This window comes from Mycobacterium sp. (assembly GCF_036490025.1).
Lineage (GTDB): Bacteria > Actinomycetota > Actinomycetes > Mycobacteriales > Mycobacteriaceae > Mycobacterium.
The window spans coordinates 1-13592 of record NZ_DASXEP010000195.1; the positions used below are offsets into that span (position 1 = coordinate 1).

14 protein-coding genes and 1 pseudogene are annotated in these 13592 nt (G+C 65.2%); 2 read left to right on the top strand and 13 right to left on the bottom strand.

Annotated features, from left to right (window positions below; all coding sequences use genetic code 11):
* Positions 1 to 967 (bottom strand): 13E12 repeat family protein (locus tag VGG53_RS22800; RefSeq protein ID WP_331520395.1); only part of this gene is annotated, 967 nt, incomplete at its 3' end.
* A gap of 43 nt (positions 968 to 1010) precedes the next feature.
* Positions 1011 to 1928 carry a DUF4436 domain-containing protein gene (locus VGG53_RS22805; protein ID WP_331520396.1) on the bottom strand — a complete coding sequence of 306 codons (918 nt, stop codon included), beginning with the start codon at positions 1926 to 1928 and terminating at the stop codon, positions 1011 to 1013.
* Positions 1929 to 2255: 327 nt separating this feature from the next.
* Here VGG53_RS22805 and pstS point away from each other — a divergent pair, with 327 nt between their 5' ends.
* Positions 2256 to 3353 (top strand): phosphate ABC transporter substrate-binding protein PstS, encoded by a 1098-nt coding sequence (pstS, locus tag VGG53_RS22810; RefSeq protein WP_331520397.1) that lies wholly within the window; start codon positions 2256 to 2258, stop codon positions 3351 to 3353.
* On the opposite strand, the gene VGG53_RS22815 is transcribed toward pstS, so the two are convergent.
* From VGG53_RS22815 to VGG53_RS22835, 5 genes are all read right to left on the bottom strand, one after another.
* Positions 3354 to 4241, bottom strand: coding sequence for a formylglycine-generating enzyme family protein (locus tag VGG53_RS22815; protein WP_331520398.1), 888 nt, complete (start codon positions 4239 to 4241; stop codon positions 3354 to 3356).
* Between the two features lie 4 nt (positions 4242 to 4245).
* Entirely contained in the window at positions 4246 to 4941 is a 696-nt protein-coding gene (locus VGG53_RS22820; protein WP_331520399.1) for a hypothetical protein, read from the bottom strand.
* On the bottom strand, positions 4934 to 7285 hold the full coding sequence (locus tag VGG53_RS22825; RefSeq protein ID WP_331520400.1) for an arylsulfatase: 2352 nt from the start codon (positions 7283 to 7285) through the stop codon (positions 4934 to 4936). The genes VGG53_RS22820 and VGG53_RS22825 overlap by 8 nt, the downstream gene beginning before the upstream one ends.
* 224 nt (positions 7286 to 7509) lie before the next feature.
* The gene (locus VGG53_RS22830) at positions 7510 to 9087 is read right to left on the bottom strand and encodes a PPE family protein (RefSeq protein ID WP_331520401.1); all 1578 of its coding nucleotides are present in this window, start codon (positions 9085 to 9087) and stop codon (positions 7510 to 7512) included.
* Between the two features lie 2 nt (positions 9088 to 9089).
* Positions 9090 to 9398, bottom strand: a complete 309-nt coding sequence (locus VGG53_RS22835) for a PE family protein (protein WP_331520402.1) — start codon at positions 9396 to 9398, stop codon at positions 9090 to 9092.
* Positions 9399 to 10140: 742 nt separating this feature from the next.
* On the opposite strand from VGG53_RS22835, the gene VGG53_RS22840 reads away from it, so the two are divergent.
* The gene (locus VGG53_RS22840) at positions 10141 to 11046 is read left to right on the top strand and encodes a bile acid:sodium symporter family protein (protein WP_331520403.1); all 906 of its coding nucleotides are present in this window, start codon (positions 10141 to 10143) and stop codon (positions 11044 to 11046) included.
* Here VGG53_RS22840 and rpsQ read toward each other — a convergent pair whose 3' ends face one another.
* From rpsQ to VGG53_RS22870, 6 genes and pseudogenes are all read right to left on the bottom strand, one after another.
* Positions 11047 to 11418 carry a 30S ribosomal protein S17 gene (gene rpsQ / locus VGG53_RS22845; protein WP_331520404.1) on the bottom strand — a complete coding sequence of 124 codons (372 nt, stop codon included), beginning with the start codon at positions 11416 to 11418 and terminating at the stop codon, positions 11047 to 11049.
* A complete protein-coding gene (rpmC, locus tag VGG53_RS22850; protein ID WP_331520405.1) occupies positions 11418 to 11660 on the bottom strand; it encodes a 50S ribosomal protein L29 in 243 nt (80 codons plus the stop codon). The genes rpsQ and rpmC overlap by 1 nt, the downstream gene beginning before the upstream one ends.
* The gene (gene rplP, locus VGG53_RS22855; RefSeq protein WP_240259930.1) at positions 11660 to 12076 is read right to left on the bottom strand and encodes a 50S ribosomal protein L16; all 417 of its coding nucleotides are present in this window, start codon (positions 12074 to 12076) and stop codon (positions 11660 to 11662) included. Before rplP ends, rpmC begins: the two co-directional genes overlap by 1 nt.
* 3 nt (positions 12077 to 12079) lie before the next feature.
* On the bottom strand, positions 12080 to 12913 hold the full coding sequence (rpsC, locus tag VGG53_RS22860; protein ID WP_331520406.1) for a 30S ribosomal protein S3: 834 nt from the start codon (positions 12911 to 12913) through the stop codon (positions 12080 to 12082).
* Entirely contained in the window at positions 12913 to 13515 is a 603-nt protein-coding gene (gene rplV, locus VGG53_RS22865) for a 50S ribosomal protein L22 (protein ID WP_331520407.1), read from the bottom strand. Before rplV ends, rpsC begins: the two co-directional genes overlap by 1 nt.
* Positions 13512 to 13592 (bottom strand): annotated as a pseudogene (locus VGG53_RS22870) (30S ribosomal protein S19); the annotation flags it as partial. The gene rplV and the pseudogene VGG53_RS22870, both read right to left, overlap by 4 nt.

Genomic DNA, 13592 nt, shown 5'->3' on the forward strand with positions numbered 1-13592 from the left:
GGACCAGAGCCATCAACTTGGCCGAGGCGGCCAATTCGGCGACGAGTTCGGCTCCGATGAGCCCGTCGGCGCCGATCATCGATCCTGGCGCCGATCCGCGGCCCTCGATGGTGGTTTGCTCGGCTACCACATGGATCACCACAGGTGTTGCGCCAGGCCGCTTCCCAGCCGCGCAATCAGGTCGCCCGCAGCGACAGGCCAGCCGGTCAGCCCGAGCGGCCAACGCCGCCATGGCATCGGCGCGGCGCTGGTTGTGGGTGCGCGGATCATCTGGACACACCGTGGCGGCCAACGCATTGAGCCGGGCATCCACCGCGTGGGCGTCAGTGGATATCAGCCGGCCGAACACCTCGGCCAGTCCCTCGCCGCTGTCCCAGATCGACAACTCCCGATCGGCGTGGCGCTCGGTGCGCCGGCGCACCGCATCGGCATCGGCGCGGGCCACGATCTTGTCGATCTGAGGGGCCAGCCGGCCCCGGGTCATCGACGGCCACCGCGAAACCCCCACGGCCAGCGCGGCATCGACAGTGGCCAGCACATCGGGGTCGGTGATCAAATCGGTGCGAAACACGATGGTTTGAAAAGTCCGCATATCGATATCGCCGGCTTTGAAGACTTCGGCCAGCTCCGGCAGCCGCTCGCGCATTGCGCGGGCATAACGCAATTGGCTGGCGGCCAACCCTTGGCTGATCCGCAACGCCGCGCCCACCTCGGCGCTGAGCGCCGCCTCGGTGTCAGCAGCCCAGTCCTCGGTGTCCGAGCAGCGCGCCAACCGGTAGCCGAACAACTCACCGATCGCGGTCAGTGCCGCAGCAGCCGCACGGTTCTGGGCGCGCCAGGATGCGCTGATCCGGTCCAGCAACGCCGCCGACTCGGGCGTGCGGGTGGGGTAGCGACGCTCGAAGAGCTCGTCAAACCGGGCGATCACCTCCGGCGATGAGGTGCGGCCCGCCCCTGACTCGAACATACATTCGATCATACCTGAACGGTCCGACGCGGAATCGGATGCGTCAGTCTCCCTGCCGGACCCAGGCGTAGACGTATAAGGCCATCGCGGTCGCCAACGCCAGTAGCACCCACTGCACCAGGGCTTGGTCGATCAACGACCCGGCCGGCGGGGCGCCCGGCAGGATATTGCGCAGCGGAACGATCGCGAACAGGTTCGCGGCATACCAAGTCGCGAACGGCGGCACGAATTTCCTTCTGCCCAGAGCCATTGGAATGGCGACCAGTAGCGCCAGGGTCGGCAGGCTGATCAAGACCAGGATGATGCCCAGGTCGAAGATCAGCGGGCCCTTGGCCCGGTGCAGGGTGACGACCACATTGCTGATGTTGTGCGCTGCGGTCTCGCTGGTGTCGGTGTTGCGCTTGACGCTGGCGTCCCAGCCGTCCATCGATCCGGTCACCTCGACGAGAGCGGGTATCCGTTTGCGCTCAGCGCCCGTTCCGACGAACACATCGGCCGACAGCGGTTCGGTCCGGTAGGAGTCGAACGGCCAGGAACCGGGATCGCCGTGCGCCTTGATCGTGGTGGTGACTTGCGCCGGCGCTTTGCCTTTCGGGTATGTCAGATCGCCGAGGTCGTTGGGCGGATACAACCGCACCGCAATGTCGGTGTTCAGCTCGTCGAAACGTTTGTCGTACAACGACTCACCGGGATAGATGAGCACATTCACGGACAGGCGATTCGTCGTGGCTTTCAGCTCTTCCAGGCTGATCTGTACCACGGTTTCGTCGGGTCCGGCCTGGCTCAGGTCCAGCGGCGGAAGCGGTCCCTCCGATTTTTGGAGTAGGTGCACACCGACCAGTGACAGGGCATAGGCGACGACGAATGCCAGCAGGATGACGACGACGATCGGGATGCGTGGGCGCGCCCTCTTGGCTTTCGGCGGCGACGGTCGAGTTGTCGACGGAGCCTGCACGGTCATTGCTGGCCGAATGCCGCGGCAGCCCGCCGGGAGCCGACAGGGACTAGGCGTACAACGTCGTCCTGTCGGGGCAACACGGGATCAGGTTAGCGAATCGGCACGCCGATCACGCGACGAAAGGATGATGGTCGGCGCACGACGGAGATTCGTCACCCGCTGGCCACCCGACGGTAAAGTGCAGTTCAGGATGGCGATGAGTCGCTCCCAATTCTCACGCTGAGACGGGACAGTTCGGCTGTCGAGCCGCTAATCTGATGTCGGTCCGCAAGGCCGAATCGTTAGCAGCAGTTCTCAACATTGCGTCGAAGTCCTGGGTGAGGCAATCGCATGAAACCTAGTCGTCTTGTCGCGGCGATGAGTTTGCTGGCGGCAGGCGCCGTAGTGCTGTCGGGATGCGAGGTCCCGCATTCCAGCACGGCCTACGCCAGCGAGGTGGTGACCTGCGGCGGGAAGCCGGCGATCGCAGCCAGTGGCTCGACCGCACAAGCCAATGCGATGAAGCGGTTCGTCAGCGCCTACGGCAAGTCCTGCCCTGAACGGACGCTGAATTACACCGCCAACGGATCGGGCAACGGAATCACCGACTTCCTTGCCGGCAAGACCGATTTCGCCGGATCGGACACTCCCCTCTCGGACGATCAGTACGACGCGGCCAAGAAGCGATGCGGTGGGGCCGACGCCTGGAACCTGCCGGTGGTCTTCGACCCACTGGCAATCACCTACAACCTGCCCGTCGACTTTTTAGTGCTCAACGCGCAGACGCTGGCCCTGATCTTCAACGGCAGCATCACCCGCTGGAACGACCCGGCGATCGGCGCCCTCAACGCATCCATGCCCTCAGAGGAGATCCACGTCATTCACCGCAGTGACAACTCCGGCAGCACGGCCAACTTCCAGGCCTACCTGCAGGCCGCGGCCCCCGGAGTGTGGACCCAGGGAACGGGCAAGGCGTTCAAGGGCAATGTCGGGACCGGCGCCAAAGGCAACGACGGCACCTCGTCCGCGGTGAAGAACACCGAGGGCGCAATCACTTACAACGAGTTGTCCTTCGCGATGGAGGAAGGGCTTTACGCCGCCGAGATCAAAACCCCGGCCAGCCGTAAATCGCGACGCCCGGTCCGCATCGGCACCGACTCCGTCGGCAAAACCATCGCCGGAGCCAAGATCGTCGGCAAGGGCAACGACCTCGTACTCGACCTCTCGTCGTTCTACAACCCCAGCCAAGACGACGTCTACCCGATCGTGATGGCGACGTACGAGATCGTCTGCTCGAAGTACCCCGACCCGCAGGTGGGTCTGGTGGTCAAAGCCGCTCTGCAGGCGACGCTCGGGCCCGGCCAGATCGACCTCGACAAGAACGGCTACATCCCGCTGCCTCCGGACTTCCAGGCACGGGTGTCAAGCGCGGTCGACGCGATCAGCTGATCAAGCGGGCAGATCGCGCACGCATCGGAATCCGATGTGTGTGGTCGCGGTGTCCTGCGACTGGGGTGAGCGTGCCGCCGGCCGGTACCGGTGGCAGTACTCGGGGGCACACAGGTGTGAGCCACCCTTGAGCGTCTGCGCGATCGTCGGATCGGCGGGTCCCGTTGGCGCACAACAGACTTTCGGCGGCTCATTCAGCCGGTGATGGGCGGAGAATTTGGTGGTCGTCCATTCCCAGACATTGCCGATCATGTCGAACAGGCCGAACCCGTTCGGCGGGAACGTGCCCACCGGCGAAGTGCCGACCCAGCCCAGCGCGGCGTCATTGCGGTAGGGAAATTTGCCCTGCCAGGTATTGGCCATCAGATTACCGCCGGGCTTCTCCTCGTCGCCCCAGGCGTAGATCGTGACAGCCCCGCCACGGGCGGCGTATTCCCATTCAGCTTCGGTCGGCAGGCGCCGACCGGCCCAGCGCGCATATGCGGCGGCATCGGGGTATGCCACCTGCACCACCGGGTGATTCGCCCGGTCGGCGAGGTCGCCGCCCGGGCCGAACGGATGCCGCCAGCAGGCACCCGGCGTCCAGATCCACCACTGCCGCCAGTCCCGCAAGTCGACCGGACCTGATGTGGGACGGAATACCATTGCGCCCGACTGTAGTTCGGTGGGATCGGCCCCCGGATACAATGCGGGGTCGATGGGCTGTTCGGCGACGGTGACATACCCTGTGGCGGCGACGAATTCGGCGAATTGGGTGTTGGTCACCGGATGGCGCTCGACCGCGAATGCCTCGACGTTCCTCGTGTGGATCGGCGCTTCCTCGGGGTAGAAGCTCGTCGAGCCCATCCGGAAGGATCCGGATGGCAGGTCGACAAGTTCGGTAGGCATGGGTTCAGGGTATGACGACGGCGAAGTCTTGCATCAGCGCGGCTTTCGCGGCGCCGAACCCGGGCACATCCTCCGGCCCTTCCAGGTGTACGACGACCAAGTATTTGGAGGTGTTGGTCCAGATGTGAGTGATGCGGTCGGCGAATTCAGTCGTGCCCGACGGTCTGTGGAATGTTCCGCTGAGCTTCTGGCTGCTGTATCCGCAAAACTTGACACCCACAGTGTCGACCTGGAGGTCGGCCTTCGAGTGCGTCAGTGTGGCAGCGTAATCGGCGAAGGCCGACGCCGGATCGGATGCCGTCACGGCGATGGTCACCTCACCTGTCATGCCGTCAGGTCCGCCGAGTGACAACGCCACATCGCCTCGCTCTGGCTCGCTGGTCCAGGCATCGGGGACGCTGACCGTGATCCTCGGCGCGGCCGGATCCGACACTTGGGCGACGGTGCCGACGCCGAGGCCGGCCGGCTCCGGAAAGCAGACGAACGCATTGGGCGGGATGTGGTCCGGCAGCGTTGTCTCGATGCCGGGAACCGGCGCGCCGCTGCTCGTCGTGAGCCGCGGCGCCGTCGACGCGGCCACCCCGCCGGTCCAGGCCGAGACCCCGTCGACGGTCCTGACGCACCCCGACAGCACAGCGATAACCACCAGACCCACCGAACCCAGCACGGTCCAGAGAAATCGCGGCGGCCGCTCAGTCACGCGAAAAGGCCAGCACCAGTTCTTTTTCCACATCTTGATACGGCCGGCCGGACAGGTCGACGGTGACCTGCGCGATGGTGCCACCGCTGAACGCGAACGGCGCCTTGTAGCGACTGGACACCGCTGAACCGCCGTTGCGTCCGACCGTGATGCCGGCACCGGCCAATCCGAAGGTTCCCGGATGCGACTGCACGTCGGCCAGCGTGCCGACCGTTGCGTCGTCGATGAACAAGGTGACCTCGCCGAGGGGCGTGTGGCTATTTTCCACCGTGCCGGTGCGTGCATAGCGAACGCCGAACAGATGCCTGCCCAGTGGTACGGCCTGCGACGAGGACACCAGCTGCTGACGCTCGCCGAGGAAGTTGTAGACGTAGTGCAGGCGTCCGTCCTGAATGAAAAGCACGTGACCGCCGTGTGCGCCGCCCTGCTTGAACAACACCCCTTCGGCGCCGGTGCTGTCGACGGTGACGTCGCCAAGCACCGCGAACGAGCGGCCCCGGATCTCCGCGCCGGCGCCGATGCCCACATCGGCGCAGCCGGGATAATAGGTGTAGCTATTCCGATCGCCGCCCAGCATCGGCCGCGAGCGCATCAACGTCTCCAAGATGTTGAGGTCGGACAGCGGCAGACCGTTGTATTTGGCAGCCTCGGAAAACCACAGCGCCTTCAGCTCTTCCAGTTTGTCGGGGTGCTCGCCGGCCAGGTCGTGACACTGGCTGCGGTCGGCTTCGATGTGGAAGAGCTCCCAGCGGTCGACGTCGAAGTGACCCCAGCCCGCGGGTGTGGCGGCATGGACGGTGTTGGCGAACCAGCCGTTGTGCCAGATCCCACGAGTGCCCAGCATGGTGTAGAACTGCGTCTCTTTGCCAGTGCTGGCAGCCGAATCAACAAGGGCTGCTTTGAAACTCACACCGTCCAGTGGCTTCTGTGGGATGCCCTTCACGGTTTCGGGCGGTGTGACCTCAAGCAGGTCGTAGACGGTCGGGGTGATGTCACACACGTTGACGTAGTTGTCACGGACCTCACCGTGCGCCGCAATTCCGTTGGGCCAGGACACTATTGCCGTGTCGGCGATTCCGCCTTCATGCGAGGCATACCTCTTGTAGAGCTTGTAGGGGGTGTTGAAGGCCATCGCCCAGCCAATCGGGTAATGGTTGTAGGTCCGCGGCCCACCGAGGTGGTCGAAGAGCTTCATGCTCTCTTCGACGGTGTCGATGTAGCCGTTGAAGAACTTGCCCTCGTTCACCGATCCGTTGGGACCGCCCTCACCGCTGGCGCCGTTGTCGGAGATCACCACGACAAGGGTGTTGTCCAGCTGGCCGGATTCCTCGAGATAGTCCAGGATGCGCCAGATCTGGGCGTCGGTGTAGCTCAGGAAACCGGCGAACACTTCCGCCATCCGGCTGAACAACTTCTGTTCTTCGTCGTTCAGCGAGTCCCACGGCCGCACGGTGTCCTGCAGCGGCCACGGCTGGCCATCGGGTCCTTTGACGTCCAGATAGGGGTTGACCGGGGACAGCTCGGTATCCGGCGGCACGATGCCCATTGACTTCTGCCGGTCCAGCACGATCTCGCGGTAACGCTCGTAGCCCATGTCGAATTTGCCTGCGTAGCGGTCCGCCCACTCCTTGAAGACGTGATGAGGAGCGTGACCGGCGCCGGGGCACACGTAGCTGAACCACGGTTTGTCCGGTGCGATCACCTTGGCGTCGCGAATGAACTCAATTGTCTTGTCCGCGATGTCTTTCGATAGGTGGTAGCCGTCCTCCGGCGTACCCGGTGGGTTCACCGGGTGGTTGTCGTACACCAGGTCCGGGTACCACTGGTCGGTCTCACCGCCCATGAACCCGTAGAAGCGTTCGAATCCGCGCGACGTCGGCCAGTGCCGCTTTGTCGCAGCCAGGTTGGACTCTTCCAATGGGGTCAGGTGCCACTTGCCGGTGCAGTAGGTGTTGTAGCCCTGTTCGGCCAAGACCTCGGGCAGCAACGCGGTTTCGAACGGGATACGGCCGTTGGAGTTGGGGAAGCCTTCGGTGAACTCTTCGATCATGGCCATGCCGACCGTGGTGGCATTGCGACCGGTCAGCAGCGACGCCCGGGTCGGTGAGCACAGTGCGGTGGTGTGGAACTGGGACAGCCGCACTCCGCGATCGGCGATGCGCGTCATCGCGGGCATCTCAACCAGGCCGCCGAAGCAGTCCCACGTCGCGATGCCGGTGTCATCCCACACCAGATAAAGGATGTTGGGCGCACCCTCGGGCGCGGTCGGCGCCGCGAACGGGCCCCAATCCGGTTCCGAATCACGGATATCCAGCTCGACCTTGCCGTTGAATTCGGTAGCCATCGCTGGCCTCACTCTCGTAGTGCCCCCCGGGACCTCGGATGCAGATTACACCGCCGCGGCGAACTGGCGGCCAATACCGCGCGGACGAACACACACATCAGGAGTGCCGCGGTGCGAAGCGGTGTGGTGCTACCGCCCGAGCCTGCCAGGCCTGATGAGCCCCGCCTCGGTGCATCCAGCAAACTCTACTGCACTAAATGACTACCGTTGCCACACAGGCACACTCAGTCATCGGCGAAGTCCCGCGACTCCGGCGTCCAGGTATGTGGCAGCATGGGGATGCTCGGTCCCGCACCGAAATCGTCGTTGGCCAGCGTGGCCAAACCGGTGGCCTGTTTGCTGCCCTTCGACACCGTCCCGGCAAATCCCAGCGATCCCGCACCGCTATCCGAGGCCACCGCCGCCGCTACCGGATCATCGTCCGGCGGTGATGCCCATTCCGGGTTGACTTCGTAATCCAGTGTCGCATCGGCGTAGTCGTACTTCCGCGTCTGCTGTTGCCGCCGCTTCCGTGACCGCCGCCGAGAGGCCGCCGCCGCGGCAACCGCGGCCGACTCGGCCGGTGCTTTCAGCTTTGCGCCGGCACTGGCACTGGAACTGGCTCCGGAATCGAATCCGATGGGCGGGCTGCCCCCGACGGCAACCAGATACGGGAAAGCCAAGCCGTGAGCAGCAACCGGCGGCGGACTCGGCGGCGCCGGTGCGGTACCGGTCGCAGGACTCGCTGCGGGCGCGGTCGCCGAGGCAGGGGCGGGCGCCGGGGCCGCGACGGTCGCGACGGCTGGGATCGTCGCGGTGACCGGCGCGATGGGCAGCGCGGGAATCTGAGGCAGCACCGGCGGGATCGGCGGAATAGCCGACGGGTCGATCAGCCCTGCCACGCCGGCCACTGCCGCGGTAGCCGCCGCTGCCGCAGGGAGGGCTGCAGTGGTCGAGCTGGCGGCGATCGCGGCGGCGACCACCGGATGCGCGACGAGGAACGCGATGATGTTGGCCGGCGTGAGGCTCGCCAATGCCGCCTCTGGATTGGTGGCCAGCAATTGCGCGAACTGCTCGAGATCCTGAACGAGTGTGACGGTGTTCTTCACCCAGTACAGCGATGTCAGCGGGTTCGTGTACGACGAGTAGGGCAGACCATTGATGGTGCCGCTGGTGGGATCCCAGGTGATCCCCCTCGCCTGTAGGAACTGCACGATGAGTTGGTCCAAAGTGGTCTCGGCGGTGGAATCGGCCGATGAGGCGGAAGAGTCGGTTTGGCTGTCCGACTTCAAGATGACCGGCGCCGCATCGGTCTGCGGGGTGGACGCCACCGCGGAACGGGCGACTGCTTGATATGTCGCCATTGTCGCCGCGGCTTGGAGCCACATCCGTGCATAGTCGGCTTCGTTGAGCGCAATCGGAATCGTGTTCATACCAAAGAAGTTGGTCGCCACCAACGCCCCGTGAACCACGTGGTTGGCGGCCAGCTCCGGTAGCCCCGGCATGGCGACCAGCGCGGCGGCGTGCGCCACAGCCACGGCTGCATGTTGGGTGGCCGCCGCGGCACTGTCGGTGCTGGCTTGAGTCAACCAGGCCAGGAAGGGCGCATTCGCAGCCACGTACGACTCCGCGCTCGGCCCCTGCCACGGGCCCGCCTGTACCTGACCGAGCAACGCAGTGAGTTCGTCTGCCACCGAGGTGTATTCGGCGCTCAGCGAACTCCACGCGTCGGCCGCCGCCAGCAGCGGACCCGGCCCGGGGCCGCTGCTCAGCAATGTCGAATGCACCTCTGGGGGTGCGGCTATCCAGATAGGCGCGGTCATCGTCAGTCGGTCGCAAAGAAATACGCCGACGACGCCGCCGCATCACCGCTGGCATAGCTGACGCCCGACTCGCCCACCCCGACGCCGGAACGACCGAGCTCTTCGGCACCTTGGGCGGCCACCGCTGTGTGCAAGCCGCCGCGAACACTGAACTCCGCCGCACTTTGCAATGACACGGGGTCCGCTGCCGGCGGCACGACCGCCGTGATGAGCGGGGCAGCTGCGGCATGCGCCGCCGCCAAGCGCGCCGTCAACGCCTCCACACCCACACAGGCAGCGGCTAAGCCTTCTGGTACAACGCGTAAGGTCATATCAGCCACTCCTTTTCGATGCTTGAGGCGACAAGGCGCAGATGGAATGAGAGAAGGCTATGCGCTGACAACGCACGTGGTTAAACCGAAGACACCCCACTCCGGGTCGCCGCCGCGACGTGCCCTTGCCGCGATCTTCATTGGCGCATCGAGTGAAATGTGCTGGTCTCGTCGCTGATTCGGGTCCAGCCGAGATTCGCTACCGCGGAGAACCCGGGTGTGCCGCAGCTTGGAATCATGTTGTTTTGATGTCCCACCGGTCTGGCCAGCAATATCGGCCAGGGCTTTCGCTCAGAGTGATTCAAGACGCCTTCATAGCGGGCCGGCTCGGCGGCACTTGCCGCCGGGCTCATGGAGTGTCGAGCTGCAGCCACCCACGCCAACACTCTCCTCGTGCGATGGCGCTACGTGGCGATAATTTTGAAACCGTAATCAGTACGCCGCCTTTCAGGCAGCAGCTGCTGCCGGGCGATTGCTGCCGCGACAGCAATCGCAGTCTGATCGTGCGCCGTCGGCATGGGATACCCGGCTGTCCGGCCCGGCAGAAGGCGACGTCGTGCCGTCCGGATTGGCACCGCGCACGGTCAGCGATACCGACGAATTGCACCATCGTGGCCGTGCGGCCAGCCCTGCCTGTCCACTAACGTCGCAGCTAAGACAAGCTGGCTTTCCCGTCGCAACGTGGCGCTGTCGGCTTGCGTCGATGGACCGACGGCTTCTGGCCCAACACCTTTGGAGCGTTATGGACAACAGGTTCTTCCCATTGGTCGTCGTGCCCGTCATGCTGGCCCTCGGGCTGACGCTGACGGTCGCCGACTTCCGGCGAGCCGCCTCCCTGCGCCGCCCGCTGGCGGTCGCGCTGGTCTGCCAGGCCGTGCTGCTGCCGAGCCTGTGCCTGCTGATCGCCCACGCGTTCCATCTGCAACCGAAGCTGGCGGTGGGGCTGATGCTGATGTCGGCCGCTCCCGGCGGATTGATGGCCAACATCATGAGTCATGTGGTGAACGGAGACCTCGCGGTCAACCTGACGCTGACCGCGATCAACGCGGTGCTGTCGATCTTCACTCTGCCGGCGACAGTGGCGTTTTCGCTGTTTTGGTTCGTCGGAGAGGGGCGGTTCATCCCGTTGCAGGCCGACAAGTTTCTCGGGGTCTTCGGGCTGATCCTGATACCTACCGCGATCGGCGTCGCCATCCGTCATCGATTCCCGGCGTTGGCTCAGCGGCTCAACAGGCCGGTCCGGATAGCGGCGGCGGTGCTGCTGGTGGCCGTCAGCCTCGGAGCGATCGCCGGCGGAAAGACCACGATATGGACCAACCTCGGTGCGCTCATCGGCGCCGTCGTCTCGTTCTGCGTCATCAGTCTGACCGTCGGTTATCTGGCGCCCCGTAGGCTGCACCTTGCGCCGCGACAGGCCATCGCCGTCAGCCTCGAGATCGGATTGCACAACGCGATGCTGGCGATGGGCATCGCACTGAGCCCACAGCTTCTCAACAGCACCGAAATAGCGACACCAGCAGCCGTTTACGGCTTCTTCGCACCCGTCATCGCGCTGGCATTCGTCTTCACCGTGCGCCGCTTCGACCCAGCGTTCAAAGAAGTCGAGCCCACGCCCGTCGAGACCGTCGAAGCGGACGCCGCCGCGTGACTACTTAGCCTTCTCCAGGATGTCGACGAGCCGCCAGCGTTTGGTGGCCGACAGCGGACGGGTCTCCATCAGCGAGACGCGGTCGCCGATGCCGGCATCGCCGTGCTCGTCGTGCGCCTTGACCTTCTTGGTGGTCCGGATGATCTTGCCGTACAGCGGGTGGCGCATCCGGTCTTCCAGCTCGACCACGATGGTCTTCTGCATCTTGTCGCTTACCACGTAGCCGATGCGGGTCTTACGACGACCGCGCGGCTTCGGGGTGCGCGGAGTGTGCTTGGGCCCCTTGGCATTGCCCGATGCATCTTTCGCGGCGGCAGCTTTGGGAGCGGCCTTGGACGCCTTCGCCGGGGCTGCCTTCTTCGTCTCTGCCATTACGATTCTCCATTTTCAGCGCCATCGGGGCCCGATGCCAGGCCGAGTTCGCGTTCACGTAGCACGGTGTAGATCCGTGCGATCTCGTGGCGCACTATGCGCAGTCGGCGGTTGTTGCTGAGCTGGCCGGTCGCCATCTGGAAGCGCAGGTTGAACAGCTCTTCCTTGGATTCGCGCAGCTTCTCGATCAGCTCGTCGTCATTAAGCTCGCGCAGTTCGCCCGGCGAAATTCCCACGGCCATCAGAACTGATCCTCTCGGGTAACGATGCGAGCCTTGATCGGCAGCTTGTGGATCGCGCGGGTAAGCGCCTCCCGGGCGGTCTGCTCGTTGGGGTAGCTGAGCTCGAACAGCACCCGCCCGGGCTTGACGTTGGCAATCCACCATTCCGGTGATCCCTTTCCGGAACCCATGCGGGTTTCGGCGGGCTTCTTGGTCAGCGGACGGTCCGGGAAGATGTTGATCCACACCTTGCCGCCACGCTTGATGTGCCGGTTGATGGCGATACGAGCAGACTCGATCTGGCGGTTGGTGATGTAGGCGTGCTCCAGCGCTTGGATGCCGTAGTCGCCGAAGCTCACCGACGTGCCACCGCTGGCAATCCCGCGCTGACGCGGATGGTGCTGCTTGCGGTGCTTGACTCTGCGGGGAATCAACATGATTCAGCTCTCCGTACTCTGCGCCTCGACAGCAGGCGCGTCAGCCGGTGGCGCGGCGGCGGTCTCCTCGGCGCTGGACGCGGCGCGCCCGGCCTCGGTACTGGTCGCCGTCGTTCCCGCCGACCCGCTACGACGCGGCCTGGTGCCCGACGGACGCTCACGGCGAGGGCGCTCGGCGCCGGCCGACGGCGCAACCAGCTCGCGCTTGCCACCGACGATGTCGCCCTTGTAGATCCACACCTTCACGCCGATACGACCGAAGGTGGTCTTGGCCTCATACAGGCCATAGTCGATGTCGGCACGCAGTGTGTGCAGCGGCACGCGGCCTTCGCGGTAGAACTCCGAGCGGCTCATTTCCGCCCCCCCGAGGCGACCGGAGCACTGCACCCGGATGCCCTTCACGTTGGGCTGGCGCATCGCCGACTGAATGGCCTTGCGCATCGCGCGACGGAACGCCACCCGGTTGCTCAGCTGCTCGGCGACTCCCTGTGCCACCAGCTGGGCTGTCGACTCAGGGTTTTTCACCTCGAGGATGTTTAGCTGCACCTGCTTACCGGTCAGCTTCTCCAGGTCGGCGCGAATGCGGTCGGCCTCGGTGCCGCGCCGACCGATGACGATGCCCGGCCGAGCGGTGTGGATATCCACCCGGACCCGGTCGCGGGTGCGCTCGATCTCCACGTCGGCGATGCCGGCGCGCTCCAAGCCGGTCGCGAGCAACTTGCGGATCGCCACATCTTCCTTGATGTAATCCGCGTACTGCTTGTCCGCATACCAGCGGGACTTCCACTCGGTGGTGATACCGAGCCGGAATCCGTGCGGATTGATCTTCTGGCCCACTACTGCGAGCCTCCCTTCGCTTCCGAAGTCGCTTCAGTCCCAGCGGACTTCGCGGCGGATGCCTTGGCTTCAGTTGTCTTTTTGGGGGACGCTTTCTTCGCCGGCGCCTTGTCGGCAGCCGCCGTCTTCGTGGGGGCCTTCGCGGCGGCCGCCTTCTTGGCAGGCGCCTTGCCCGCGGCAGCCTTGCTGCCCTGCGCGCGGCGGGCGCGGCTCGCGCTCGCCGACTGTGAGCCCCGCGCGTCCTTGGACGGCCGGCTCTCGACCACGACGGTGATGTGGCTGGTGCGCCGGCGAATCCGGAACGCGCGGCCCTGGGCTCGCGGACGGATTCGCTTGGCGGTCGGGCCGCCGTCGGCGTAGACGGTCGCCACCACCAGAGTCGACGGGTCCAGCCCGTTGTTGTTCTGCGCGTTGGCGGCAGCGCTGGCGATGACCTTGGCCACCGGCTCGCTGGCCGCCTGCGGCGCCCAGCGCAAGATGTCCAGCGCGTCGGCCACCGACTTGCCGCGCACCAGGTCGATCACCCGGCGTGCCTTGGTCGGCGACACCCGCACGAACCGCGCTTTGGCGACCGCCGAAGGATATTCAGTAGCCGTGCTCATCGCCGCTTGGCCTTCCGGTCGTCTTTGATGTGTCCCTTGAAGGTGCGCGTCGGTGCGAACTCACCCAGTTTGTGGCC

Coding starts and splice junctions, on each gene's coding strand:
- rplP (WP_240259930.1), bottom strand. CDS start 12,076: ATGTTGATTCCCCGCAGAGTCAAGCACCGCAAGCAGCACCATCCGCGT.
- rplV (WP_331520407.1), bottom strand. CDS start 13,515: ATGAGCACGGCTACTGAATATCCTTCGGCGGTCGCCAAAGCGCGGTTC.
- VGG53_RS22830 (WP_331520401.1), bottom strand. CDS start 9,087: ATGACCGCGCCTATCTGGATAGCCGCACCCCCAGAGGTGCATTCGACA.
- VGG53_RS22805 (WP_331520396.1), bottom strand. CDS start 1,928: ATGACCGTGCAGGCTCCGTCGACAACTCGACCGTCGCCGCCGAAAGCC.
- rpsQ (WP_331520404.1), bottom strand. CDS start 11,418: ATGGCAGAGACGAAGAAGGCAGCCCCGGCGAAGGCGTCCAAGGCCGCT.
- pstS (WP_331520397.1), top strand. CDS start 2,256: ATGAAACCTAGTCGTCTTGTCGCGGCGATGAGTTTGCTGGCGGCAGGC.
- VGG53_RS22835 (WP_331520402.1), bottom strand. CDS start 9,398: ATGACCTTACGCGTTGTACCAGAAGGCTTAGCCGCTGCCTGTGTGGGT.
- VGG53_RS22825 (WP_331520400.1), bottom strand. CDS start 7,285: ATGGCTACCGAATTCAACGGCAAGGTCGAGCTGGATATCCGTGATTCG.
- rpmC (WP_331520405.1), bottom strand. CDS start 11,660: ATGGCCGTGGGAATTTCGCCGGGCGAACTGCGCGAGCTTAATGACGAC.
- VGG53_RS22840 (WP_331520403.1), top strand. CDS start 10,141: ATGGACAACAGGTTCTTCCCATTGGTCGTCGTGCCCGTCATGCTGGCC.
- VGG53_RS22815 (WP_331520398.1), bottom strand. CDS start 4,241: ATGCCTACCGAACTTGTCGACCTGCCATCCGGATCCTTCCGGATGGGC.